A 25091-nucleotide genomic window follows, 5' to 3' on the forward strand; every position below is an offset into this window, starting at 1 on the left:
ACGCGATGCAAAATCCTAAAGCTGCTATGACCGCCGCGCCGATCCAGACCCCGCCGATGCCACCGCGCCTCGGCGAAGAGATTCTGTGCGTCAAGGACGTGTGCCGCGGGTTCAACAAGTCGCAGGGCGAGCTGCTCGTCCTCGACGACGCGAATCTGTCGCTGCGCGAAGGCGAGATCGTCGGGTTGCTGGGCCGTTCGGGCTCGGGCAAGTCGACGCTGTTGCGCATCATCGCCGGTCTGATCGAGCCGACCGACGGCGAAGTCACCTATATGGGCAAGCCGCTCGACGGCCCGGCCAAGGGCGTGGCGATGGTGTTCCAGACCTTCGCGCTGTTCCCGTGGCTGACTGTGCTGCAAAACGTGGAAGCGGGTCTCGAAGCACAAGGCGTCGGTGCGAGTGATCGCCGTACGCGCGCTCTGGCGGCAATCGACCTGATCGGTCTCGACGGGTTCGAAAACGCGTATCCACGCGAGTTGTCGGGCGGCATGCGTCAGCGCGTCGGCTTTGCACGCGCGCTGGTGGTCGACCCCACGCTGCTGCTGATGGACGAGCCCTTCTCCGCGCTCGACGTGCTGACCGCCGAAACGCTGCGTACCGATCTGCTCGACCTGTGGACGCAAGGCCGCATGCCGATCAAGTCGGTGCTGATCGTCACGCACAACATCGAGGAAGCGGTGTTCATGTGCGACCGGATCCTGGTGCTGTCGTCCAATCCTGGGCGCGTGATCGCTGAAACCAAGGTGCCGTTCAGCCACCCGCGTAACCGGCTGGACCCCACATTCCGCGCGCTGGTCGACGAAATCTACGCGAAGATGACCGCGCGTCAGACCGACGAAGCAGCAAAGAAGGGACTCGAACTCGGCAGTCGGTTGCCGCATGTGTCGACCAACCTGATGGCGGGTCTGATCGAAATGCTGGCCGCCGCGCCGTACCACGGCCGTGCGGACATGCCGGAAATCGCCCGCTCACTGCACCTGGAGATCGACGAACTGTTCCCGGTCGCCGAAGTGCTGCAGCACCTCGGTTTCGCCGATGTGCGCGAAGGGGATATTTTCCTCACGCCGCCGGCACGCGTATTCTCCGAATTCGGCACGCAGGAACGCAAGATGATGTTCGCGGAACATCTGCTGCGCCATGTACCGCTCGCTGCGCGGATCAAGAAGGTGTTGAACGAACGGCCGGGGCATCGTGCACCGCGCGTGCGCTTCGAGCAGGAGCTGGAGGATTTTCTGTCGGACAGCGCCGCGGAAGAGACGCTCGACGCAGTCATCAACTGGGGCCGTTATGGCGAGATCTTCTCGTATAACGATAAGACTGAAATCTTCAGTCTCGCAGACGTCGAATCCTGATCCCGTAGCCTCGGCTCCCGGCTGAGGTGTGAGCGCAAAGTGCGCTACACGTGCGCTGGAAATTCCGAGGCGCACGCGGATCAGGGTGGCCCCGTCTTCATCGACGGGGCAAACGTCCTGCGTTTTATATCAGCCGACACCCATCGCCGGATCGCTCGTGCCATCCCGTCCTGTCTCAAGACGCCCGGCAAATCGCCGCACGAATTGACTTGCAGCACTGACCGTGAAGTCGTACCAGCCGCCGGATTGCGACAAGGTCCAGTACGGTTCCACTTGCATGCCGCTGGCGACGGTGTACGTCCACGGACCGTCGCTGCGATAAGCGTTCGACGTGACCGTCACTTGCGCCGTTGCGTTGCCGGCATTCATGATCGTCAGATAGACGGCGTTATTGTCATGGTCATAGCAAACGCGAACTTCCGGGTTCGGCCCGTTTGCGACCGTCGCGGCGTTGCCTTCAAATAACCGGTGATAGCCATTGGGGCCCAGTACCCAGAGACTGTACTGGCCCGTCGGCGCGTTGGCTGCGACGCTCCACGAATCGGATATCTCCTTACCGGCTTCCACGGTATAGCGACGCGGATAGGCCGCGAGATTCAAGCGGTCGTAGACGTGAAATACCGCGCCCTGCGTGCCGGTGTTGCTGAACGTCAACCACACCAGTCCGTCCGTCGTGTCGACGTTGGCGCTGGTATGCAAACGGTACGGCAGCGCGCGCGACGGTCGCGCCATCAATTGCTGCGTGGGCAGCGGCACCGATCCGACCGTGGGAACAGGTACGCCCCCGGCCGCCTGCTGCTGCGAATAGGTCGCGTCGGCCTGCGCTTTGGTCGGCGCGGTGACGAGCGTCGGCGTCGCGCTGTTGGGGCTGCTGAAATTGAAGCATGAAGTGAGATCGCCGAATACCGCGCGGCGCCACGGGCTAATGTTTTGTTCGACCACGCCGAAGCGCTGTTCGAGAAAGCGCAACGTCGACGTATGGTCGAACACCTGCGAATTGACCCAGCCGCCGGTGCTCCATGGTGAAACCACCAGCATGGGCACGCGAACCGCCGCACCGAACGGGCGGCCGTCCGGCAGAGTCGAGTCGGCGTCGAACGGCAGATGCGGCATCGTGAAGTGCTCGGTCGAAATGTCGACGGTCGACTTGCCGGCATAGCTGCCGTCGCTGTTGCGCCAGGGCGGATCGGGCGGCGGCGCATGGTCGAAGAAACAATCGTTCTCGTCATAGGGAATCAGCAGGACCGTCCGGCTCCAGATTTCCGGATTGGCCGTCAGCATATCGAGCAGCGTCTGGATGTACCACGCGCCCTGATTCGGAATCGATGAGATCGGATGTTCGCTGTAGGCCGCCGGTGCGACGATCCAGCTGACCTGCGGCAGTGTGCCGGCGGCGATGTCGTCGGCGAAAGCCTGCAAATAGCCGCCATCCGGCATCGTATTGCCGACGCCCTTGAGCAGCGGCGAAATCGGCTCCATCACCGACGACGAATACGGCGTGTTGACCGTATAGCCCTTCGTCACCATCGTCTCGACGGCCGCACGGTAGCTCGCGAATGCGCCGAGCTGATTATTGTTGCTGTTGTTGGTCGGATTTTGATAGACCTTCCAGCTCACGCCCGCGGCCTGCAGTCGCTCCGGATAGGTGGTCCACGGCAGGCCCGTGCTCGACGAGCCGATCGTATTGCCCGACACGGTGTAGCCCCAGCTGTTATTGCTCGTCACCGCATGGCCGACGACATTGGCGCCGTTCGTCCCGCTCCACAGAAAAATGCGGTTCGGGAAAGTGCCGGTATGCGTCGATGTGTGGTAGCCGTCGCAAATCGTGAAGGCATTGGCGAGAGCCGAGTGAAACGATAGATCCGCTTGCTCCAGATAACCCATCGAAGCGGCAATGCTCTTCGCTTTCGGCCACGCGGACATGCGCCCGCCGTCCCATGCGGCCTGCTGATCGCTCCACGAATGCACGCCGCCCACATAGAGACCGTTGCCTAACGCGGGGTCGAGGTGATAGGGCTGAACGTTGCCCGACGCGCCCTGCTGGATCCAGACGGAATTGCCCGAAGCCATCGGAATCGTGAAGCGGTCGCTATAGCCACGCACGCCCGGCAAGGTGCCGAAGTAGTGGTCGAACGAGCGGTTTTCCTGCATGAAGATCACCACATGTTCGACGTCGTTGATCGTGCCGGTCGCATTGTTTGCGGGAATGGCAAGCGCGCGCTGGATCGCCGGAGGAAATGCGCTGAGCGCGGCGCCCGCTGCGGCGGCATGCAGAAAATTGCGGCGATTCATTCTGATCATAAGGAATCCGAGGTGAAGTGAGTCGTCGAGGGGAAGGCCTTCCGGCCCTGCCTCAAGGCGCGCAGTCGATCTGCGAATTCAGTTGCGGCGATTGCAGCGCGGTCGTACCCGACGCCGCACACGGACCGGATGCCGGCATCAGCACGATAGGCACCGCGCTGGCGGCGCCGCCGGCGCCCAATGGCGCCGTGCTGCCATCCATCGCCTGTCTCGCGGGCTGACCGCTCGCAGTCGTGGACGAGCCACCATCGCCACATCCGGATACCAGCAGACACGCGGCAATACTGGCAATCGCCGCAGTGGTTGCAAACGCACCGCGCGCCGCCCTCGCGCAGTGCCGTTCAAGCAGGATGAACATGTTCATTTCAACTCCCTTCAATTGGGCAGCAATGTCGACAGCGGCTTTTGCGACAGGAATATCGACTCCACTTCCGACTGACTCAGTGCGCGATTCCACATGGCCAGGTCGCCGAACATCTGCTGATAGGTCGGCGCGGTTGCACATTTGCCGGCCGTGTACGGCGACGTCACACTGCCGTTGCATTTGTTCATCAGATAGGTGCCGGTGCCGTCTTCGCCGACACCCCATTGGCCGAACGGCGACAGCTTGCTCAGATCCACCGAGCCGGTCGGCTTGTTGAGGATTTCGGCTTTACCGAGCAACGGGTCCAGCGCATACATGCTCATCGTCTTCGCCACGCCGTCCACCGAAAGGGCGATGTAGATCCACTGCCCCACGCTGACCTGCGTGTACGGGCTTGTCGGACCGTCGGTGCGCACGCCCGCACCCGAACCGATGTTGAACGCAATGCCGCATTGATTGGCGGTGCTGCTGGCGAACAGACCAATCGCAACACCCGCATTGCCGCCGCTGACATAGTTCTTGTTGGAGAAGACCGGTACGTCGTTGGTCGCGATACACGACTGCACCTTGAACCAGAAACCGACAGTGAATTGCGGCGCCGATCCTTGCGAAACGTCGAAGCCGGATGCCGGGGTCAGTTTGTAGCCTTCAAAACCGTTGCTATCGACAAAGTTGGTGTCCACCAGCAGTCCATGGTCGCTGCCCGGCGGTCCGGATACGATCGAAGCGGCTGCCGCGGGCAAATCGGCGGCGTACGGCCCCAGCGTGCTGTGGCCGAGCTTGTCGACCGGCGGCAATGCGCTGCCGAACGGGTAGTAGACGGTCAGGCCGTTGGTCAGCGTACTTGCAAGCGGAATCGGCGGCACGAACGACACCTGCGCGAGTGTCGAGCGCAGAGCCGGACTTGCCGTCGCGCCCACCTGTACCGTGTAATTCAGCAAGTAGCTCCCCTGCGCCGTCAATTCCTGCGCGAGCTGGGTATCCGTGTAAGTGCTCGTTCCCGCGGGCAGATTCGACGCGATCACCTTGCCGTCACGCAACACGGCGACCGTGCCGCTTGCGGGAGCGCTCCATTGCAGGACCACGTTCGCAGTGGGCGAGTTGTTGTTATTGACCGTGGCGACCAGTTGGGACACCGGCTGTGCGCCGAGCAGTTCCCCGCCATCCATCGTGTAAGCGGCGGATGCCGGCACCTGGCTCAGGTAAGCGAGCAAGGTCGGCGTCACGTCCGCAATGCTCGGCGACGCATAGAGCTGGCTGAAGGTCGTGGGCGCTGTCGCGCCATTGAAGCCCGCTCCATTGTTGGCGCTCTGATTCAGACCGATGAAGGTGGTCGACTCCGGCACCAGCGGCAAGCCGTCGTCCTGACTGTTCGCACTCAGCCCGTGATTTCCGGTGACCACGATCAGCCACTGACTATTCGAAACTTTCGCGGTCTCGGCCACCAGCGTGCCGACGGACTGGTCCAATTGCGTCAATGTGTTTGCGTATTGCGCGGCTGCGAGCCCGTAATCGACTGCAGCGTCCTGCGCCGCGTGATACTGCGCGAATATCGTGGTGTAGCCCTTATCGATCATCTGAACTGTCTGGCTTGTCACGCAATCAGAAGCCGTCGCGCTTCCGGAGCAGTCGGCGAGTGTGTCCAGATATCCGGCGCTATGGTCCACCGAAAGCAACTGGGCCAATCCGCTGGAGGCAGCCGCCACGCCGTTCAGGCCGGTGCTCGATGCCCGGGTCAACTGAAAGATGCTTTCGCTATGCGGCGTTTGCTGCGGGGCGTCCGACAAGACCTGATGACGCGCCGCCCACGTGCCGGTCAGCAGCGTGGCCCAGCCTGGCGTATCGAACGTCGGTTGCTGACTGAGCGTTCCCGTCACACCGCCGCTGTACGCAAGCTGGATCTGCAGTTTGGCGAGGTTCGGCAATGTGCCGGCCGCGATGCCGGCCTTCAACGCGTTGTACGTCGCGCCATCGAGATCGATGACGAGCGCGCGATTGACGACGGCTCCCGCGCTCTGATCGCTGCTCGAGGGCGGCGCACCGTTCACTTGCGTGTTGCCGGCTGCGGAACTCGTCGTCTGACCGCCGCTGCAGGCAGCCAGTGTGGCCGCCGTCGCGATCGCCAGCGCCGCGGAACCCATCAGCCGGGTCAAGCTTTTTGAGGGAGTGAAACCAGATTGATCTACTCGCATGCTCGCGCCTTTTTTTCTGAAGTGGGGAAACGCGAGCAAAGAATAAGGAAGACGCACGACGTCGAAGTGACGGATTTACCAGTCGAATTCGCGCGAGTCCCCGAAATTTTCGTGCGAATCCTGCAGCCTGCCGCATGGATTTCTGGCGGCAAGCAACTTGCGCGAATTGCAAACCTGACGTCATAAAAGTCGCGCGAAGCAGGTTTGTCACATTACTGACGTACATTGAAAAATTCGCTCGTTCCCGGTTTTCGACACGGATTTTTCGCTGAATGCTATGACACTTACCCAGATTCGAAGCTTTATCGCCGTGGCGCAACACGGTGGTTTCACCGCAGCGGCACGAGCGCTTTCGATGAGCCAGACCACGCTCACGTCGCAAATCCAGACGCTCGAACAGGACCACGGCGTGGAGTTGTTTCACCGGCGTGGACGTCGCGTCGAACTCACTGCGCTAGGGATCGACTTTTTGCCGATCGCGCGGCGCATCAGCGGCTGCGAGACGGATGCCATCTCGCTGTTGCACGACAGCGGCGCGCTGCAACGCGGCACGCTGAAGATCGGCGCGGTCGGCCCTTTTCATGTCACCGAAATGATCGAGGCTTATCACGCGATTCATCCGCGCATGCATCTATCCGTCACGCTCGGCAATTCGGAAGAGGTGTTGCGTAATCTCGATCAATACGCCTGCGATGTCGGCGTCGTCGCGCGTGCATTCGAAGATGCGCGCTACTTCACCCAGCCGTATGCGACGTTTCCGGTCATCGCCTTCGTCGCGGCATCGCATGCGTTTGCCCGGCGCACGAGCGTCACACTGGAAGATCTGGCCGCACAACCGCTGCTGATGCGCGAGCCGGGCTCGACCACCCGCCGCGCGCTCGAAGACGCGATGGATGCGGCAGGGCTGAAACCGCGCGTGGCGATGGACATCGGGAGTCGCGAGGCGCTACGCGAAGCGGTGGCGCGGGGCTTGGGTGTCGGCACGGTATCGCAAGCGGAGTACATCCCCGACGAGAGACTGCGCCCGCTTCGTATCGAAGGCGAACCGGTCGAGACTCACATTCACGTGTGCTGTCTGAGCGAACGGCGCGACAGCCGGCTGGTGTCGTCGTTTTTCACGGCCGTCGAGCGGTGCCGGCCGTTCAGGAAGTGATCTGAAAGCGCGTTTCGGCCCGTGCCGCCCATCACGCGCCGGCCATTCAAGCCTCCCTATCTAACGAATTTTCCGTTCAATCCATGGATTAACAACGGGTATTTCGATCATTGCTGTGTCACGCGCCGCACCTAACCTGCTGCTCACACTATCCGACTTCAGGTGCGAGCATGAACTTCACAGACGATATTTCCCACGACGCCTCCGCGTTCCCCCGCCACATCGCACCGCGCCGAGCCTGGCGCGGCCCGATCACCACCGCGATCTTCGACTGGGCCGGCACGGTTCTCGACTTCGGCTGTATTGCGCCCGTCGAGGCGTTCCGCCAGGTTTTCGCCGACGCCCAGGTGCCGATCTCGATCGCAGAGGCCCGTCTCCCGATGGGCGCGGCAAAGCGCGAGCACATCGAGATGATTCTCGCCATGCCGACCGTCCAGACGCGTTGGACGACCCAGCACGGCCGGCCGTCGTCGCAGCAGGACATCGACACGTTGTACGCGGCATTTCTGCGCGTCGACGAAAAAAACGTGGCCCGTCACAGCGCGCTGATTCCCGGCGCATTCGAGACGATGGCTGCGCTGCGTGCTCGCGGCATTGCGATCGGCAGCACCACGGGCTACCCGCGCGAGGTGATGCAGAACCTGTTGCCGATCGCCGCCGGTCACGGCTATGAGCCGGACTTCTGCTGCACGGTCAGCGACGTGGCGCGCGGCCGTCCGTGGCCGGACATGTGCCTTGCCAACGCACTCGCGCTCGGCGCGGCGCATGTGCAAAGTTGCGTTGTCGTCGACGATAGTCCTACGGGTCTCGAAGCCGGTCTCGCCGCCGGCATGTGGACCGTGGGCATTGTCGCGACCGGCAACGAAATGGGTCTCTCGCTCGCCGAGTGGCAGGCGCTGGCTCCGGCAGAGCGCGACGCGCGTCTGCGCCTGATCCGCGGCAGATTGCTGGAGACAGGGGCTCACTTTGTCATCGATAGCATCGCCGATCTCGAACCCGTGATCGACAGGAGCGAGGCCTTGCTTGCAGCGGGAGAGGCAGCGTGAGCGACTGGCATTTCCATAACCCGGTACGCGTCTGCTTCGGTGTCGACTCGCTGAACGAAATCGGCGAGGCACTGGCGGGTCGCAGTTACGTACTCGTGACATACCCCGACGCGCTGTTCGGCGAGATCGCCGCGCGTATCGAAAGTCTCGCCGGCCCGGCATTGTTGTGCATCGATACGATCGAAGCGAACCCTTCAATGTCCATGCTCCGCCGTGTTTGCGAGCAGCTTGCCGCGATGCCGCGCAAGCCGGAGGTGCTGGTCGCGCTGGGCGGCGGGTCGGTGATGGACTCGACCAAAGTACTGGCCGCCGAACACGGCGACTTCGACCGTGTGCTGGCCTATCTCGACGACGACGGCGTAGCCACGCGGCGCGCACTGCCGATCATCGCCGTGCCGACGACCGCCGGCACCGGCAGCGAGGTCACGAGCTGGGCCACGCTTTGGGATCCCGCCAACGATCGCAAGCTGTCGCTGTCGCGCGACGACCTGTATCCGGAAGCCGTCATCGTCGATCCGCGTCTGATGGTCGGTTTGCCCATGCAGCCGACGATCGCCAGCGGGCTCGATGCGCTGTCGCACGCGCTCGAAAGCATCTGGAACGTGCACGCGAACCCGGTCACGCGAGGTCTCGCGATTCATGCGGCCCGCGAGTTGATTGCCGGCTTGCGCAAGGTAAGCGCGAATCCCACCGATCTCGATGCACGCAGCGGCATGGCGCTAGGCGCACTGCGAGCGGGACTCGCGTTCTCCAACACACGCACGGCGCTGGCGCACAACATCTCCTACGCGATCACATTGTCGCGTGGTGTAGCGCACGGTATCGCCTGCTCGTTCTGCTTACCCGCCGTGATGCAAGCGGCACTCGGTGTCGACGCCGCCTGCGACGCCGCACTCGCCGAAATCTTCGGCGACACGGGCACGGCGCCGGATCAACTGGCCGCATTGCTCGAGTTGCTCGGTGTCGGCAGCCATCCGGCTTCGTATGGCATCGACGCGGACGAGTGGCAACGGATCGTCGACGACGCGTTCGCCGGTGCGCGCGGCCGTAATTTCATCGGCGAGCGCACGCGCTTTCCGCATTTCGATTTCGCTCCGCGGCAACCTGAAGCCGCACTGCAATGAAGGAGACATCCATGATGAAAACCTCGCATATCGTCGAAACCGATGCGCTCAGCCGGCTCGACAACCTGCCCTGGACACGCTTTCACTCGTTGATGGTGTTCGCACTCGGCGTCGGCTGGGCATTGGACTCGTTCGAAACGAACATCATCGGCAGCGTCTTCGGCGTACTCAAGTCGCAGTGGCATCTCAGCGGCGCGCAAGGCTCGCTGGCGATCAGCATCTGGGTGTTCGGCATGCTGGTGGGCGCGATCGCATTCGGCTATCTGGCCGACCGCTTCGGCCGCAAGCGCCTGTTTCTCGCGACGCTGCTCTGGTACGCGTTCTTCAGCGTCGCGACGGTGTTCTCGTGGAACTTTGAATCGTTCCTGTTCTTTCGCGCGATGACCGCATTGGCGGTCGGCGGAGAATATTCCGCGGTGACCGCGACGATGGGCGAGTTCATTCCGAAGCGACATCGCGGCCGGACCGACTCACTGATCCTTTCCGGATTTCCGGTTGGCGCACTGCTCTCCGCAGCGATTTCATATCTTGTGCTGAATCATCTGCCGGCGGAGATTTCATGGCGTGTGGGATTTGGCTTCGGCACCACGATGGCGCTGATCTTTTTCTGGATTCGACGCGTGATTCCGGAATCGCCGCGCTGGCTGCTGCAACAAGGCCGCGTCGCGGAAGCGGAAGCAATCGTCGAGCGGATTGCGGCAAGCGCGCTGCACGAGAACCTGTCCCAACACGATCAGGCGACGCTGCAACGCCGTTATGCGAAGACGCGCTTTACCCATGCCGTACCGGCGTTCTGGCACAACGTGCGCGAGCTGTTCGGGACTTACCGCTCGCGTACCGCGTTGGCCGGCGCGCTGAACTTCTCACAGGCGGCGGTTGTGTATGGCGTGCTCTCGTTGATGGCGCTCGTCATTCTTCCTTATATGAAGGTGCCGTCAGCGGATATGCCGCTCTACTACATGTACGGCAATGCCGCCGCGCTGGTCGGCGGGCTCACCGCTTCCGTGCTCGTCGAAGCATGGGGACGCAGGGCTTCGCTGTTCGTCAGCTACACGTTCACGGTCATGGCGATCGTCTTCCTCTATGCCATGCATACGTTGCCGGGCATGGTGATGGGCTATTGCCTGATCCAGTTTGGTGTGACGTGGGCTTACATTTCCGGGTATGTGGTTTCGTCAGAAATTCTGCCGACGCGAATCCGCGCAACGGGTCTGGGCGTTTCGGTCGCCGTCGGCCGTCTCGGCGCCGTCATCGCGCCGATGATGCTCACCAGTCTCTATGCGGCGGTCGGCACGCCCTCGTCCGCTTTAATCGGCTTGCTGGTGCTGGCGCTGCCCGGGCCGCTTGCGGCAGGATTGTGGTGTCTGCGAGGCCGCGAAACGCGTAACGTGTCGCTTGAAGAAGGCAGCGCGGATACAGGTGTGGACTCCGCAGTCGAGCCTAACGCGCTGACTGCGTGAGTGACGGCTGGATCTCAACGGTGACATGAGACAGTCCCTTGAAGCGCCCGAGCACCGCATGATAGAAGCGCGAGTCTCGCTGGGTTTCATCTGTTGCCACGGACACGACCGCGCTCATGTGACCGGGCCCGACCCGCCATACATGGAGGTCGACAACTTTGTCGCCGTGGTCCTCGATAGCGTGACGCACGTTCTCCGCCATGCGCCGGTCAGAGTTCATATCGAGCAGGATCGCGCCCGTGTCGCGCATCAAACCGTACGACCAGTTTGCAATCACCAGCGCGCCGATGACTCCGGCGAGCGGGTCCATCCATAGCCAGCCAAACGCGCGTGCCAGGACGAGGCCGATGATAGCCAGCACGGAGACGGCCGCGTCCGCCATGACGTGGATATAGGCGGACCGGATGTTATGGTCGCGGCTCGCCGCCTCATGCGCGTCGTCGTGGTGTTCATGTTCTTCGAATTCGACTTCATACTCGCCGTCCGGCATCCGCACGATGGCCTTGAAGGCGTGCGGTTCAGGAATGTCTTCTATCGATTCCAGATAGCCACCACGGTCTGCCAGTGCGAATACCTGTTCTGTCCCATCGGGCCGCACCGTCGTAACGGAAACCGCAGAAGCATCCAGTCGTGAAGTTACAGTTGCCGGCGTAATGCGGAAAACGGGTGGCACGCCGTCCTCGAAGATGGAAACGGCAAACACGCCGGACGGGGCGAAAATCTTCTGCACTTCCTCTTCGTGAGCGTGATCATCATGGCCATGGCCGTGCCCGTGGCTATGACCGTGACTGTGTCCATGATCGCCGCCGCTCAGTAACCACACGCTCGCCAGGTTAACAAGCAAGCCGACCACCGCGATGGGAATTGCTTCACCGAAATGAATGGGTACCGGCGATAGAAAGCGCGACACCGCCTCGTAGCCAATTAGCACGGCGATCATCGCGAGCACGATGGCGCTTGTGAACCCCGCGAGGTCACCCAGTTTGCCGGTACCAAATACGAAGCGGGAGTCGCTAGCGTGCTTGCGCGCGTAGGTATACGCGAGCGCTGCTATCAGCATCGCGCCGGCATGCGTCGACATATGCAGACCGTCGGCGACGAGCGCCAACGAACCGAACATACTGCCGCCGACGATTTCAACAAGCATCATTGCGCTGCACAGTGCAATCACGGCCCACGTCTTGCGCTCGTTCTTTTCGTGCCCCACACCCAGAAAGATGTGGTGATGTCCTGCACCGAATGCAGCGTCTTTGAAATCGCTCATTTTTAACTCTACTTGAAGTAGCTGTGAACAACTTCGATGAGTTGTTCTGTCGCGCTGGCACCGCCCTCCTCGCCGTTTTCCGCGTCGACGAGGTGGTTCCTGATGTGGTCTTCCAGCACAACCGCAAGCAGACCGTTCATCGCTCCCCGACAACTCGTGATTCGTTGCAGCACGTCCGAACAGCCGTGCTCTTCCTCGAGCGCCCGCTCGATGGCTTCGACCTGTCCTTTGATGCGACGAACCCTATTGAGGAGCTTCTGTTTTTCCTGGATCGTGTGACTCACTATGCGCTCTCCCAATACCCCCATGGGGTATATAGTGCCCGCAAGGGTAGCATAGGGGGTGGGGGTATTTGTTGATGGCGCAGTTTTTTGATGCCAGTGGACTTATCAAACACTTCCCAAACAGGATTAGTGTTCATAGCTGTCGACCTGCGAATGAACGGGTGGTTAAACGTTCGTCCCAGCGGACTTCCAGCAGTTGCGCCGGTACCCACCCCAAAAAGAGAGGGACATCGCCACATTCCCACCTATAGAGTCGTCAACCGGACCATCTGGGCTCGGATATTGAAGAAAATATAGGAGGAGGCATGAAGTCGAAGGTTCGCTTGCTGGGCCATTTCAGGCTTTCGCTCGCGGTAGCCGTTGCAATGACTGGGCTGCCGACCGTGGCGCAGACAGCCGCTGGATCAGGCGGCGTACCGGTAACAGCAGACAACTTCGCGCGTGCCGAAACCGACATGTACTTTTCGGCGCTCGCGAAACACGGCGGCTTCGGTACGCTCCTTCACTATCGCGACTTGATGCCCGTCGAGCGGCAGGCCGTTATACGGCCGAACCGCGATACGCTGTATTCCGCCGGTGTGTTCGATCTCGACGCTGGCGCTGTAACCATCACCTTGCCGGACGCAGGCAAGCGCCTTCGCTCGATTGTCGCCATTAACGAGGATGAGAATGTTCCGCTGGTGGCGTACGGGAACGGGCCTTACACGTTCACGCGCAAGGCGGTCGGCACGCGCTACCTGCTGATTGGCGTACGAACGCTCGCCGACGTCCGTGACCCCGCTGATATGCAGGCTGCCCATGCGTTGCAGGACGGTATCACGTGGCGGCAGACGGCAAAGGGCAGCTTTGAGATTCCGGACTGGGACAGGGCCTCGCAGCAGAGCATGCATGACGCGCTCCTCAAGCTGGGAGCCTCACTCGGCGATCTGAATGGCGCGTTCGGCATGCCTGGCACGGTCTCGCCCGTACGGCATCTGATAGGCGCGGCCATGGCTTGGGGTGGTAACCCGGAAAAGGACGCGGTCTACCTCAACGTCGTGCCTCTGCGCAACGACGGCAACACGGTTTATCGGCTGAAAGTTGCGAATGTGCCGGTGAAGGGTTTCTGGTCGATCAGCGTCTATAACGAGAAGGGCTTTTTTGAGCCGAACGCACAGGGTGCGTACACGGTCAGCAGCCTTTTAGCGAAACGGGATGCTGACGGCGCAGTGACGGTGCAATTTGGCGGTTGCGACGGGAGCGTGCCCAACTGTCTGGTCACGCCTCCCAACTGGAACTACATGGTTCGCCTGTACCGACCGAACGCAGAGGTACTGAACGGTCGCTGGAGGTTCCCCGAAGCGCATGAAGTTGTTCAAGCAGCGCAGTAAAGAAACTCCCCGCTTTTGTGATCGCCAGGGCCGCGACCCACTGCCGCCGTTCGCGTTCGCGCGAACGCGACGACGGCTTCGAAGAAGTAACGGTCATTCATGCCTTCATTGAACCGGCGACACATCAAATCGAATTGCCTCGCGCCCATTTCATTTCAAGGGCTGAGAATCGCTTTGGTGCCATACTCCAAAAAATCTGGTATTAATCATCGCTACGGCATCGAAAAACTATTTTTCGATGAAATATAGAAGCTGTTGGAGATTGATACGCTCAAGTAATTCATTTCCGCAAATTGCCAGCAATAAGGAGTGGATTCGATGCTGAAACGTGCCCGCATCACTGTGTCGATTGTCCTCGCAATCACGGGCAATCCGATAGTCCATGCGCAACAGGTTCCGGCACCGCGGACGGCGTCGGAAGTACCGGGTACACCGCCCGGAACAGTCATGACGAAGGAATACGCGGCCGCCGTCGGGCGCATCGCGTATATCTGGGGTTGGCCGCTCGTCAATAATTTCAACCGGTCGCTGGGGATGAAGGATTTGCCGGAGCCGGGGCGAGTCGGCGGAGTCGTGCCAGCCTCGCCACCCAATCACATCTCGATGCTGACGGACTATATCGACGCAGCCGAAAACTTTGTAACCTGTCCCAATCAGGACACGGTCTACGGCGCCGGTTTTATGCGGCTAGACGTCACGCCAGTCGTCGTTCAGGTACCGGATTTTGGCAGCCGCTTCTATACCTATCAGATGACGGATGCGCGCACCGATTCATTCGCGAGTATCGGAAAACAGCATCACACCAAACCGGGCTTCTATCTGCTCGTAGGACCGCATTGGAAAGGTACGAAGCCCGCTGGCATCAATGCCGTCTATCGGTCGCCAACCGATCTCATCACTGTCTTCCCGCGAGTCTTCCAGGACGATACGCCCGAGGACAAGGCTGCGATCCAGCCCTTGCTCAGGCAAATCATGGTGTACCCGTTGAATCAGTTCACAGGGAAAATGCAGACCACGAACTGGAAGGACACACCGTCGTTCCCCGGACCCGATACGGGCGGCAAAGGCGAAGTCAAATGGGTGGTCCCCGATAAGTTCTTCGACGAGTTGCCGGGGGTGATGAAGATGATCCCGCCTCTGCCAGGTGAAGAAGCCCTCTACAACATGATCGATTCGGTACTGACCGCGGCGTCGAAAGACCCTCAGTTGAAGGCATCGCTCGTACAAGTTGCCGTCGCGACAGAGGCGGACGTCATCGCGCCGCTTTTCGAATTCCACAACAACGGCCGGCCAGTCGGCCAAGGCTGGACTTCACCTCCAAATGGCGCACGCTGGGGAATGGATTATCTTTCGCGGACGGCCACCGCCAAGTCGAACATGTACGATAACGCGCCCGAGGAAACGCGATACATCTATACGGATTTCGATTCCGCCGGCCAGCGTCTGAGCGGCGCGAACCGCTACACCGTGACTTTCCCCAAAGGGCAGATCCCTCCCGTGGACGGGTTCTGGTCTCTGACGCTCTACAACAGCGCGCATCTTTTCGAACCCAACCGGTTGAATCGTTTTTCGCTCGGTACCAAGAACAAAACTCTCCAATACAACCCGGACGGATCGCTCACGCTCTACTTTCAGAACGAGTCACCAGGCGCGGATAAGGAGACGAACTGGGTGCCGGCACCAAAGGACGCATTCTCGCTTTACATTCGCGCATACTGGCCTAAACGGGCGATTCTCGACGGCTCGTGGTCACCACCACCGGTTAAGCGAGTGGAATAGGCGATCTTGACGAATTGCGAGGTTGAGCGGCGGGGGTTATGGGCAGTAGCGCCAACATTAGCCCGCCCCCGACCAGCAATTACCAGTAGTTACCAGTCGCCCGGCACCCGCGCCGCATGGAGTCAGGCCACCTCAGCGGTAGAAAACGCGCCTCAGAGACCCGAGGCCCGAATCGAATCCGGCGAGAAATATCCCTCGTTGAATTCCGGGGCGCTATTGAGCCGCACCACTTTCCCCTCATTAGTCATTCGATCAGCCATGTATGCTGAAGAAATTAGATCCTGATAAAAGACGGTTGCCGCATAAAACCGCTGGGCGTCATACGCATAGAACGTCGTCTGCATGTTGGTGCGCCACAACTGGCCGTGAGCATCATAATTGTCGGCCAGCAATGCCATCCATGTGTCCTCGTCAAGATAGATCACCCGCTTGGCGTATTGATGGCGGAAACCTGATTTCAGGGTCGCCTCCAGGATCCAGACGCGGTGCAACTCGTAGCGGACAAAGTCCGGATTGGGATGTCCTTTCGTCAACAACGACGCGTATTTGATCGAAGAATCGTTGAGTTTGTAATTGTCGTATGGGACATAGATCTCTTTCTTCCCGAGAATTTTCCAGTTGTAACGCTCACCGGAACCGTTGAATAGCCGATCGTCATCTACTGTTCTGAACCCGCCCGGTCCCTGAGGCTGATCAAAGCCATATTCGGGAGACTGGCGCACTCGCCGGGTACCCGGGTTATAAACCCATGTTTTGGTGAGATCGGATCCTTCGTGGTCCCAATAGGTTTGCGAAACAATGAGACTGCCGCGGTCGCTGAGTGGCAACTCTGTGCCCACACGAGCGAACGTCCTGTCGATAAACGGTTGGCCAGGATCGAACTTCGGGCCGTTCATCGGCGACCAGATGTCATATTTCCACTTCCCCCAGGCAATACTGCCGGTCGGATAGACAACCGCCTGATCGTATACGGCGGCCTCGGTAGCAACGGCTGATGAGAAACGCAGGTTCCACATCAGCTCCTGTCCGCTTTGCGGAACCGGAAAAGGCGCCTGCGGCGGATAGTCTTTAAGACCGTTACCGTCCGCAGTCATCTGCACATTCTGCGCATACTTTTTGATATTTTTGTACGCTGCCTCGTCGTAGCGAAAATCACGATGACTCGGGTAGACGATCATCTTGAATGTCGACGGGTATTGTCTGAAAAGCGCCTTCTGCCCATCGGTCAGATTGGACTGGTATTCGGACATGTTTTGCGCGGTGATGACGAAACGCGGCTGTTCGCCCGGGTACGGATCAGGATATCGATCTCCCTCCTTGTATACGACGCCCGGCGGCGTGCCCAACCACTTTCCGCTCCATGCGGGAATGGTGCCGTCCTTGTTGCCCGCGCGCTCTGCTCCCATCGGCGTGAGCGAGCTACCCAGCTGGTTGAGTTCCTCCACGCTCATTGCAGCCACAGCGGAAGTACTCGAGAATACCATCGCCGCATTGATGATAAGTAATCCGAATATTCTTGCAGATGAAAGTTTCAATTTTGTCTCACTCCGTGTTGTTAAATAGTTTTTTGCCGATTTCCGGTGCAACGGAAAATCAACTTCCGCGCATTCAGGTCAGGTCGTCTGAAACCTGTAAGACAAGCTTCGCACGGTGCGTGCCGTTCTGAACCATGTCATGAGCGTGCGCCACTTGCTCGATGGGCAACGATTCAATGCGCGGGGGACGAACCTGGCCGCGCGCAAGCAGATCTGCAACCTGGCCCAGTTGCCGGCCGCTTGGCATCTTGCTGAAAGCCACCCGGGTCCGAAGGCCGCGCCGCGTTGCGTCCTCATGATCCGGTCCGGTGTCAGATTGCATCAACGTCAGGATGCTGACCAGGGTGCCACCCGGCCGTAGCATGTCCAACGCAGCCGGCAGCGTCGCGCAGCCGACCGTGTCCAGAATCAGATCGACTCCTGCCGGCGACCAGTCATGAACGGCAGTCAGAATGTCCTGCGTTCGATAGTCGATGTTGTATTCAGCCCCAAGAGCCGTGACATAGTCGAAGTTGCAGGCGCCGCAAGTGACCGCGACATGCGCACCGGCGTGCCTCGCGAGCTGGGTCGCGAAGGCACCAACCGCCCCCGCCCCGCCATGGATCAGCACGCGTTGGCCCGGCTGGAGTTCTCCATCTTCAAAGAGGCCGGTCCATGCGGCCAAAGCGGGAGTCGGCACCGCGGCGGCCTGCGCAAAACTGAGATTCTCGGGCATACGCACCACTGACGCCTGCGAAACCGCGGCGAATTCAGCGTAGGCACCCCATTTGCCAGCCCCAACGTCACTCTGTGCAAAAACCCGCATACCCTTCTCGAAGCCGACCACGTCCGCCCCGATATCGACCACGGTCCCGGAAAGGTCAAACCCGATGACAAAGGGAAACGTATAGTTGATGAACGGCTTCAGATACCCTTCCCGGCACTTCCAGTCCGCCGGATTCACGCCCGCGTACGCGACCTTGATCAGAATTTCTCCGGGACCGGCTTCTGGTCGCCGAACGCTGGCTATCCTCATGACCTCCGGTCCGCCAACTCGATCCAGCACGACCGCGCGCATTGCAGCGCCTTCTGCAGGTTTCATTTCGTCTCCGTGGACCATCGCTCGCAATCATGCATGGGAGGGTTTCCCATGCATGCCCTTCGCGAGGATGCTCATATTCTGTTTCAAAAGTGACAGGCCGACGCCTGAGGAATATCATCGCCGTTCCCGCCAGCCTGTAAAGATTGCTAACAGGGGGCATGACCTGGCAGACGGGCTTTCAGCGTAAGGTCATTATCCGATGGGGACGGACGAGCAACGCTTACCGTTTCGATCATCAACCGTTACGACCTCGCTCAAAAGGAGATTTACGTGGCAACTTCGCGCAAGCGGCACACTGCGCGCGTGCCGCAAGGTTTTGGCGCGCGTTTGCTGGACGAACTGAACCGCCATAACGGCACGAACGCCCCAAGTGCTCAGCCGGCTTTACCGGATGCCACCGACTCTCTTTCGGCGGATCATTTCGTTTCGATGTATCGCGCGGCGATCGAGCAACTGGAGGCACAAGTCGCTCAAGGTGACGGCCATCCCCCCATGCGCAAGAACGAGGTCGACCTCATGTGCCGGTGCCTGCTCAGTTGCCGTTCTCTGGATGAAGCCATTCACTGCGCGATCGACTTCTGCGCAATGCTGCATCCCAGGGCTGGGGCGTTGAGCCTGAAGTCGAGCGACCTTGCTGCAACGTTCTATATGGACTCGTTGCGCCAACGGCAAAGTTCTGCGGCGTGCCTGGTTGATCTGACGGGCTTGCTGTTCTATCTCCAGCTCTTCAGCTGGCTGATCCGGCAACCGCTGAAACCTGGCAGGGTCTTTCTCGCCCATCCGGTGCGCGAAGACGCCTCGCCCTTCCTCGGTCTGTTCGGCGCCCCGGTCGCAGTGGGCGAGCCGACCTATGGACTCACATTCGACGCCGCGTTGCTGACGCAGCCCGTGTTGCGGCAGCCCGCAGAGCTTGCCCCGTTTCTGGTGGACGTGCCGTTTCGACTGACCGGAACGTTTCCAGATGCGCTGTCATTTGCCCAACAGGTATACGGCTTTCTCGAAGCCGCGCTGGCGCGCGAAGTTCCTCTTCCGACCTTGAGCGAAATCGCCACGGCCCTCGGCATTAGCGAACCCACTTTACGGCGCCGCCTGGCAGCCCAGAATACCGGCTACCAGGCGTTGCGTGAACAATGCCTGCGGGAATTCGCCGAGCGCTGTCTGCGCGCCACCAACTGGTCGATGAGCCGCATCGCAGGCCACCTGGGCTTCAGCGACGAAGCCTCGTTTCGTCGCGCTTTTGTTCGCTGGACCGGGGTGGCGCCCAGCCATTTTCGCCGTCGCCAATAGCAGGCCTGAACACTCTGGACGCTTTGTTGAACACGGCTTCCGGCATAGTCTTCACGCAGATCCCGTTTTGATCGCCACGGTAGCGTTTGCTGACCGACGTGGTAAGGGCCACCCGTGGCGCGTCATCACATAATGGATTCGCTTGCTCACGCTTGCACGCAAAACCGAACGATCGAGTCTTTGCCATTGCAGCCTGAGTTAGCCCGGCCCAGCCAGACCCAGCTTTCCGCTGCTGGCCCCCGATTTCCAGGTGAACACTCCTACATAAAGGGAACATATAGACCATGACGATTGGCGCACCACCGCTGCGGCGTCTCAACGTTCGCCGGCGCACCACCGTACTCTCAGGAGACGGCACATGATCCATGTACTGGACGAAATCGTAGTGAGCGCCAAGGACCTTCCAGCCGTGCTTGATCTTTTGCAGGAACGCTATCTCGGTACCAGTTCGGCACGGGCGCTCACCCTGCTCAATCGCTGGGTGTCGCCGCCGATTGCCATCCCCGGCGAGCCCAATACATTGTGGTTGCTGTGGCAGTTGCCTGGCGTGCTCGCTTATTACGGCATGCGCGCTGCCACCGGTCCTGAGGTGATCGAATTCTGGTCTGCAGTGGATCAACTCGCTCATCGTCGCCGCCGCCATGTTCTGACCGGCGCCGATCAGCCGCTCCCCGAACCCATGGAGGCGCTCGATGCAGTTTGAAACAGCCCAGCTCTATCTCGAGGATGGTGCTTCCCAGGACACGCTGGAGCGCGAACTGGATGCACGCGCTCACTCGCTACCAGGTCTGCGCCGGATCGTCTTCGGCCGAAACATGGAAGGCTGCTGGGGGGCCGGTGACTACACGGTTGATCTGCACATCGAAGGCAATGCTCGCGATGGGGCAGCGACTGCATATCTGACGCAATTGCCGGGCGTGTCGCGAGCGGATCATCTCGTGTATCGGCCGATAAACGGTGGTCAGCGGGCGGCCGGTTTGCAAAATGGCGTGTGGCGCACCCTGTTGTTTCGCGTCAGGCCAGAGGCATGCAGCGAACACGTCGCCGCCTTGGAGCGCGATCTGTTGCGCATGCCCGCGTACATGCCGACCATTCGCAACTGGCAATTGAGCCGCGTCACGTCGGGCAGCGAGTGGACTCACGTCTGGCAGCAGGAGTTCGTTTGTGTCGAGGACCTTCAGGGCGAATATCTGACACACCCTTTTCATTGGGGCTGGGTAGACCGCTGGTTCGACCCTGAGTTTCCGGAATGGACAGTGGAGGCAATTTCCCATGCCTTTTGTCCGTTGGAATCGAGCCTCCTGACCCTTCCCGCCATCACGCACGGATCGATATGACCAGCAAGCCGCGGCAATTGATCGGCTAAATCGCGCCCATCACCTGCGCAAACCGCGGGATCGGCCAAGCCATCGCCTAACGCTTCGCCGCGGAAGGCGCCACGATAATCGTCAGCGGGCGGAGCCTTGAGCAATCCGCCATCCTCCCAGGCACATTGGCTGAGACGGTGGCGTCAATTGCGTAGGCCGGAGGGCACGCAACTCGCTGGAGGGACGCGGGCTGTTGCATCCGCCGATACTCGCCAATGACGCAGGTCCGTGACAACCGTCCCCAATAGGCTGTTGAGCGGCCATTTTGTGGCGGCATGCAGATATCGCTTCATGGTCGAATTGAGACCAACACAGTTGTCTCCGGCCCCCTCCTCGCCAGTCACTCAGTCATCCGCTCCGGCGATCACGCTCGCGAGCGGCTCAACGGCAAGTCCTCACCCTTCGTCACTGGCGCCCTTGCTTTGCAATTCAGCAAGGAGCGTCCGGCGTGCCGTACACGACTGTTCGATCGCCCTCGGCCCGCGCAGATCTGACCAGATCTCTTCGACGTGCTTGCCGGCGGCCATCGCCGGGGGACGCATCTTGCTCACAGGCCGATCAGATCGAAGATTGAGCGAAGGTCGACTGCTGCAAAAAAACCATCTTTTCGCAAACCTGCAAGTCGAAAAAGCCCATCCACGACAAACAAAAATTCCGCCGATGCAAAAAATGAGTTTGACAAACTATCTTTAGATATATATCTTACGACACATCTTAAGACACAAATGGAGTACCCAAGATGCGTCATCAACATCGTTTTTCCCGTTCGCGTGGCGCGGACGAAGGTTTCTTCGCAGGGCATGACCGCCCGTCTTTGCATGCGCTTTGGCATGCGTTCGCCCGTCACTACGCCCTCCGCGACGAGCATGGCGGTGAGGCGCGCGGTGAAGGCTTCGAACGCCGTCACGGCTGGCGAGACGGCTGGCGCGAGTTTCACGGTGACGAGCGAGGCCGCCACGGCGGCCGACACGAATTCCACCGTGACGAACGCGACCATGGTGGCCGCGGTGAACGCGGTGGTGAACGCGGCGATCGCAACGACCGCGGCGACCGCGGCGACTTCGGCCACGGCCACGGCCACGGCTTAAACCGACGCGGGCACGACCGCTTCGCCCTGCACGCCCTGTGGCACGCAATCGGCCGCCATCCTGAGCATCGCGGCGGCGGTCGTGGCGGACGCTTCGGCGGCGGTGGCCCGGGCGGATTCGGCGGCGACGGCGACGGTTTTCCGCGCGGCCGCAAATTCAGCTCCGACGATCTGCAATTGCTGCTGCTCTCGATGATCGATGCGCAACCCAGCCACGGCTACGAGCTGATCAAGGCGCTCGAAACGCGCTCGAACGGTTTCTATAGCCCGAGCCCGGGGATGGTCTATCCGGCGCTCACGTATCTGGAGGAACTCGGCTACGTGACCGTGCAACTCGAAGGCAATCGCAAGCGTTATGAACTATCGGAAGCGGGCCGCGAGTACCTGGCCACCAACCGCGACCGCGTCGAATTGATGCTCGCCAGGCTGACGCATATCGCCCGCAAGATGGATTCCGTGCGCCGCGCGTTTGCCGGCGAGGAGCCGGCCGACATCAGCGAAGGCGGCTGGCTGCCGGAACTGACCGAGGCGCGCCGCGCGCTGAAGCATGCGCTCCTGCGCCGTGACAACGCACCGGCCGCAGAACAGCGCCGCATTGCCGCGATCCTCATGCGCGCGGCCCATGAAATCGAAGGCGAAGGCAATCCCGGCGGCAATCAAGACGGCGAACCGGCCGTTTGAGATCGCGCTACCCGACACTCGCGTTCGAAGGCGCCCTTGCGCGCCTTCGCGCACTCATCAAACCGACAGGAGTGGCACCTTATGCTGACAAATGACAACCGGGCCGATCTGGCAGTCCATCGCGTGCGGCATCCGCTGAAGTTCCGTCTGTTGCAGGTCAAAGAAGTCCATGCGCTGAATCCGCATCTCATTCGCGTGACTTTCACGGGCGACGATCTGCATGACTTCGTCTCCGCTTCGTTCGACGACCACATCAAAGTGTTCTTCCCCGAACCCGGCGCCGACAAACCCGTCCTGCCCGAAGCCGGCCCCGACGGTCCCGTGTTTCCCGCCGGCCAGCCGCGGCCGATTGCCCGCGATTTCACGCCGCGCCGCTTTGACGCTGAGGCGCGTGAACTGGACATCGAGTTCGCCATGCACGAGGCCGGCCCGGCTGCAACGTGGGCGGCGCAAGCCAAAGTGGGCCAGTATCTCGGCATAGGCGGCCCGCGCGGCTCGCTGGTGATCCCGACCGGCTTCGACTGGCATCTGCTGATTGGCGACGATACGGCGCTGCCGGCCATTGCTCGCCGCCTCGAAGAACTGCCCACCGGCACACGCGTCGCGGCAGTGATCGAAGTGGCCGATGCATCGGCACAGATCGAATTCGCGACGCAGGCCGAATTGCACATGGTGTGGCGCCATCGCAGCGAATCGGGCTATCGCGGCGAGGCCTTGCTGCAAGCGGTACGCGAAATCTACTTGCCCGAAGACGGTGAAGGCTACGTATGGGCCGCCGGCGAATCCGCGACGATGCGCGCGGTGCGCTACCACCTGTGCACGGAACGTGGCGTCGACAAGTCGCGCATCCGCGCGGCGAGCTACTGGAAACAGGGCGCCGAAGCAGTCCATGAATCGCTCGACGATTGACTGCCCGCTGCTAGCGCGCAAGGAACTGCGTGAGTTGCGTAGGGCGTCTGAGCCGCGCGAGATGCGCGGAATGCAGAGGCTACGAGGAGGCGTGAACCGCATCCACCAACGAGCCCTGCAAGATGCACGCGCCCTACGAGCGGCGTGCTTTGAGCAACAACCAGGGAATTGACCGATGTATTCAATCAGTACAAAGCACGAGCGCCGTTTGCTGTGGCTGCTTGCGCTAACGCAGTTCACGATCATCATGGACTTCATGGTGATGATGCCGCTCGGCCCGCAGATCATGCACTCGTTCGGTATCACCCCGGCCGCGTTCGCGACAGCCGTATCGGCGTATTCGTGGTGTTCAGGTCTGTCGGGGCTATTCGCGGCGACCTATATCGACCGCTTCGACCGGCGTCGTCTGCTGCTGACCGTCTATGCGCTGTTCGCGCTATCGAACCTGGCGTGCGCGCTGGCGAGCAGCTTTCCCCTTCTGCTTGTCGCGCGCGCGTTTGCGGGCATTACGGGCGGCGTATTGGGCTCGGTGATCATGGCGATCGTCGGCGACGTGATCCCGGTGCAACGCCGCGGCGCCGCGACCGGCACCATCATGACGGCCTTTTCGTTGGCAGCGATTGCCGGCGTGCCGGCCGGCGTCATGCTAGGGGCGCACTTCAACTGGGCCGCGCCGTTCTATTTGCTGGTGGCGCTGTCGCTGCTCGTCTGGATGGCCGGTTGGCAACTGGTCCCTTCGCTTGCCGAACATTTGAGCCGGCGGCAGCCTGCGCTTGGCGAGGTGCTACCCGAATTGTGGCGGCTCTTGACCAACCCGCGGCATATGAATGCATTCGCGCTGACTTTCATGATGATGGTCGCGCATATGCTGGTGATCCCCTTTATCTCTCCGGTATTGGTCGCCAATCATGGCGTGGCCCCGGCGCAGTTGTCGTGGCTGTATATGGCGGGTGGCGCGGCAACCTTCTTCACATCGCGCCGGGTGGGCCGGCTCGCCGATCGGTTTGGCACGCGGCGCGTATTCCGGATTGCAGCAGTGCTATCGTTTCTGCCCGTCCTGTTTGTGACGCATCTGCCGGATCTGCCGTTCTACGCACTGGTGATGTTTTTCCCGTTTTTCATGGTGCTGTTATCAGGGCGGATGGTGCCGATGCAGGCACTCCTGACTACCGTGCCCGAGCCGGCCCGCCGGGGCGCCTTTCTCAGCGCCAACAGCGCGCTGCAGGCATTGGGTACGGGCTGTGGCGCGTGGATCGGCGGCTTGATGCTGAGCAGTTCACCGACGGGCCAGATCGTAGGATACGGAACCGTTGGATGGGTGGCGGTCGCCGTCGCGCTAGTCGGGGTGTTCTGGGTTTCCCGCGTTCAGGGCGCGCAGAGCGCCTTGCCGCCAACAGGCGTATTGAGCGGCAGCACAGTCGGAGAAGGTTGACGTTCAAGCACGCCGGCGCAACT

Annotated in this window: 20 protein-coding genes; 13 read left to right on the top strand and 7 right to left on the bottom strand. The window is 61.0% G+C overall.

Annotated features, from left to right (window positions below; genetic code table 11):
• The first annotated feature begins 5 nt into the window (after positions 1-5).
• The gene (locus tag PQQ95_RS20175) at positions 6-1352 is read left to right on the top strand and encodes an ABC transporter ATP-binding protein (RefSeq protein ID WP_408439756.1); all 1347 of its coding nucleotides are present in this window, start codon (positions 6-8) and stop codon (positions 1350-1352) included.
• 129 nt (positions 1353-1481) lie between these two features.
• Here PQQ95_RS20175 and PQQ95_RS20180 read toward each other — a convergent pair whose 3' ends face one another.
• From PQQ95_RS20180 to PQQ95_RS20190, 3 genes are read right to left on the bottom strand one after another with little or no spacing between them, the layout of a single operon-like run.
• Positions 1482-3653: a phosphocholine-specific phospholipase C gene (locus PQQ95_RS20180; protein ID WP_408439758.1), complete on the bottom strand. Its 2172-nt coding sequence runs from the start codon at positions 3651-3653 to the stop codon at positions 1482-1484.
• Positions 3654-3705: 52 nt separating this feature from the next.
• Positions 3706-4017 carry a hypothetical protein gene (locus tag PQQ95_RS20185; RefSeq protein WP_408439760.1) on the bottom strand — a complete coding sequence of 104 codons (312 nt, stop codon included), beginning with the start codon at positions 4015-4017 and terminating at the stop codon, positions 3706-3708.
• A gap of 11 nt (positions 4018-4028) precedes the next feature.
• Positions 4029-6158: an alkaline phosphatase family protein gene (locus PQQ95_RS20190; protein WP_408439762.1), complete on the bottom strand. Its 2130-nt coding sequence runs from the start codon at positions 6156-6158 to the stop codon at positions 4029-4031.
• A 328-nt stretch (positions 6159-6486) separates the two neighbouring features.
• On the opposite strand from PQQ95_RS20190, the gene PQQ95_RS20195 reads away from it, so the two are divergent.
• From PQQ95_RS20195 to PQQ95_RS20210, 4 genes are all read left to right on the top strand, one after another.
• Positions 6487-7362: a LysR substrate-binding domain-containing protein gene (locus PQQ95_RS20195; protein ID WP_408439763.1), complete on the top strand. Its 876-nt coding sequence runs from the start codon at positions 6487-6489 to the stop codon at positions 7360-7362.
• A gap of 170 nt (positions 7363-7532) precedes the next feature.
• A complete protein-coding gene (phnX, locus tag PQQ95_RS20200; RefSeq protein WP_408439765.1) occupies positions 7533-8408 on the top strand; it encodes a phosphonoacetaldehyde hydrolase in 876 nt (291 codons plus the stop codon).
• Positions 8405-9532: an iron-containing alcohol dehydrogenase PsrA gene (psrA, locus tag PQQ95_RS20205; protein ID WP_408439767.1), complete on the top strand. Its 1128-nt coding sequence runs from the start codon at positions 8405-8407 to the stop codon at positions 9530-9532. The genes phnX and psrA overlap by 4 nt, the downstream gene beginning before the upstream one ends.
• A gap of 14 nt (positions 9533-9546) precedes the next feature.
• Complete coding sequence (locus PQQ95_RS20210; RefSeq protein WP_408440062.1) at positions 9547-10992, top strand: MFS transporter; 1446 nt, start codon at positions 9547-9549, stop codon at positions 10990-10992.
• Here PQQ95_RS20210 and dmeF read toward each other — a convergent pair.
• Complete coding sequence (gene dmeF, locus PQQ95_RS20215) at positions 10973-12256, bottom strand: CDF family Co(II)/Ni(II) efflux transporter DmeF (RefSeq protein ID WP_408439769.1); 1284 nt, start codon at positions 12254-12256, stop codon at positions 10973-10975. The two genes, PQQ95_RS20210 and dmeF, sit on opposite strands and share 20 nt — an antisense overlap.
• Positions 12257-12264: 8 nt before the next feature.
• Positions 12265-12540 (bottom strand): metal/formaldehyde-sensitive transcriptional repressor, encoded by a 276-nt coding sequence (locus tag PQQ95_RS20220; RefSeq protein ID WP_408439772.1) that lies wholly within the window; start codon positions 12538-12540, stop codon positions 12265-12267.
• Positions 12541-12995: 455 nt separating this feature from the next.
• On the opposite strand from PQQ95_RS20220, the gene PQQ95_RS20225 reads away from it, so the two are divergent.
• Together PQQ95_RS20225 and PQQ95_RS20230 are read left to right on the top strand one after the other, a co-directional pair.
• Positions 12996-13910, top strand: a complete 915-nt coding sequence (locus PQQ95_RS20225) for a DUF1254 domain-containing protein (protein WP_408439774.1) — start codon at positions 12996-12998, stop codon at positions 13908-13910.
• 318 nt (positions 13911-14228) lie between these two features.
• Positions 14229-15689 (top strand): DUF1254 domain-containing protein, encoded by a 1461-nt coding sequence (locus PQQ95_RS20230; RefSeq protein ID WP_408439777.1) that lies wholly within the window; start codon positions 14229-14231, stop codon positions 15687-15689.
• A gap of 152 nt (positions 15690-15841) precedes the next feature.
• Here the strand turns inward: PQQ95_RS20230 and PQQ95_RS20235 are convergent, their stop codons facing one another.
• Together PQQ95_RS20235 and PQQ95_RS20240 are read right to left on the bottom strand one after the other, a co-directional pair.
• Positions 15842-17173 carry a DUF1329 domain-containing protein gene (locus PQQ95_RS20235; RefSeq protein WP_408440065.1) on the bottom strand — a complete coding sequence of 444 codons (1332 nt, stop codon included), beginning with the start codon at positions 17171-17173 and terminating at the stop codon, positions 15842-15844.
• 124 nt (positions 17174-17297) lie between these two features.
• On the bottom strand, positions 17298-18281 hold the full coding sequence (locus PQQ95_RS20240) for an NADP-dependent oxidoreductase (RefSeq protein WP_408440067.1): 984 nt from the start codon (positions 18279-18281) through the stop codon (positions 17298-17300).
• 351 nt (positions 18282-18632) lie between these two features.
• On the opposite strand from PQQ95_RS20240, the gene PQQ95_RS20245 reads away from it, so the two are divergent.
• From PQQ95_RS20245 to PQQ95_RS20270, 6 genes are all read left to right on the top strand, one after another.
• On the top strand, positions 18633-19592 hold the full coding sequence (locus tag PQQ95_RS20245; protein ID WP_408439780.1) for a helix-turn-helix domain-containing protein: 960 nt from the start codon (positions 18633-18635) through the stop codon (positions 19590-19592).
• A 358-nt stretch (positions 19593-19950) separates the two neighbouring features.
• The gene (locus PQQ95_RS20250; RefSeq protein ID WP_408439782.1) at positions 19951-20295 is read left to right on the top strand and encodes a hypothetical protein; all 345 of its coding nucleotides are present in this window, start codon (positions 19951-19953) and stop codon (positions 20293-20295) included.
• Positions 20285-20929, top strand: a complete 645-nt coding sequence (locus tag PQQ95_RS20255) for a Dabb family protein (protein WP_408439785.1) — start codon at positions 20285-20287, stop codon at positions 20927-20929. The genes PQQ95_RS20250 and PQQ95_RS20255 overlap by 11 nt, the downstream gene beginning before the upstream one ends.
• Before the next feature lie 769 nt (positions 20930-21698).
• Positions 21699-22727 carry a PadR family transcriptional regulator gene (locus PQQ95_RS20260; RefSeq protein ID WP_408439787.1) on the top strand — a complete coding sequence of 343 codons (1029 nt, stop codon included), beginning with the start codon at positions 21699-21701 and terminating at the stop codon, positions 22725-22727.
• 81 nt (positions 22728-22808) lie between these two features.
• The gene (locus tag PQQ95_RS20265) at positions 22809-23636 is read left to right on the top strand and encodes a siderophore-interacting protein (protein ID WP_408439789.1); all 828 of its coding nucleotides are present in this window, start codon (positions 22809-22811) and stop codon (positions 23634-23636) included.
• A gap of 175 nt (positions 23637-23811) precedes the next feature.
• Positions 23812-25068: an MFS transporter gene (locus PQQ95_RS20270; RefSeq protein ID WP_408439791.1), complete on the top strand. Its 1257-nt coding sequence runs from the start codon at positions 23812-23814 to the stop codon at positions 25066-25068.
• The last annotated feature ends 23 nt before the right edge of the window (positions 25069-25091 follow it).

It is taken from the genome of Paraburkholderia caffeinilytica (genome assembly GCF_046030355.1).
Classification (GTDB): Bacteria; Pseudomonadota; Gammaproteobacteria; order Burkholderiales; family Burkholderiaceae; genus Paraburkholderia; species Paraburkholderia caffeinilytica_B.

Excerpts from the sequence above, each read along its gene's own strand:
- PQQ95_RS20175 (WP_408439756.1), top strand. The coding sequence starts at position 6 with ATGCAAAATCCTAAAGCTGCTATGACCGCCGCGCCGATCCAGACCCCG.
- PQQ95_RS20180 (WP_408439758.1), bottom strand. The coding sequence starts at position 3,653 with ATGATCAGAATGAATCGCCGCAATTTTCTGCATGCCGCCGCAGCGGGC.
- PQQ95_RS20185 (WP_408439760.1), bottom strand. The coding sequence starts at position 4,017 with ATGAACATGTTCATCCTGCTTGAACGGCACTGCGCGAGGGCGGCGCGC.
- PQQ95_RS20190 (WP_408439762.1), bottom strand. The coding sequence starts at position 6,158 with ATGGGTTCCGCGGCGCTGGCGATCGCGACGGCGGCCACACTGGCTGCC.
- PQQ95_RS20195 (WP_408439763.1), top strand. The coding sequence starts at position 6,487 with ATGACACTTACCCAGATTCGAAGCTTTATCGCCGTGGCGCAACACGGT.
- phnX (WP_408439765.1), top strand. The coding sequence starts at position 7,533 with ATGAACTTCACAGACGATATTTCCCACGACGCCTCCGCGTTCCCCCGC.
- PQQ95_RS20210 (WP_408440062.1), top strand. The coding sequence starts at position 9,547 with ATGAAAACCTCGCATATCGTCGAAACCGATGCGCTCAGCCGGCTCGAC.
- dmeF (WP_408439769.1), bottom strand. The coding sequence starts at position 12,256 with ATGAGCGATTTCAAAGACGCTGCATTCGGTGCAGGACATCACCACATC.
- PQQ95_RS20225 (WP_408439774.1), top strand. The coding sequence starts at position 12,996 with ATGTACTTTTCGGCGCTCGCGAAACACGGCGGCTTCGGTACGCTCCTT.
- PQQ95_RS20230 (WP_408439777.1), top strand. The coding sequence starts at position 14,229 with ATGCTGAAACGTGCCCGCATCACTGTGTCGATTGTCCTCGCAATCACG.
- PQQ95_RS20235 (WP_408440065.1), bottom strand. The coding sequence starts at position 17,173 with ATGGTATTCTCGAGTACTTCCGCTGTGGCTGCAATGAGCGTGGAGGAA.
- PQQ95_RS20240 (WP_408440067.1), bottom strand. The coding sequence starts at position 18,281 with ATGCGCGCGGTCGTGCTGGATCGAGTTGGCGGACCGGAGGTCATGAGG.
- PQQ95_RS20250 (WP_408439782.1), top strand. The coding sequence starts at position 19,951 with ATGATCCATGTACTGGACGAAATCGTAGTGAGCGCCAAGGACCTTCCA.
- PQQ95_RS20255 (WP_408439785.1), top strand. The coding sequence starts at position 20,285 with ATGCAGTTTGAAACAGCCCAGCTCTATCTCGAGGATGGTGCTTCCCAG.
- PQQ95_RS20260 (WP_408439787.1), top strand. The coding sequence starts at position 21,699 with ATGCGTCATCAACATCGTTTTTCCCGTTCGCGTGGCGCGGACGAAGGT.
- PQQ95_RS20265 (WP_408439789.1), top strand. The coding sequence starts at position 22,809 with ATGCTGACAAATGACAACCGGGCCGATCTGGCAGTCCATCGCGTGCGG.
- PQQ95_RS20270 (WP_408439791.1), top strand. The coding sequence starts at position 23,812 with ATGTATTCAATCAGTACAAAGCACGAGCGCCGTTTGCTGTGGCTGCTT.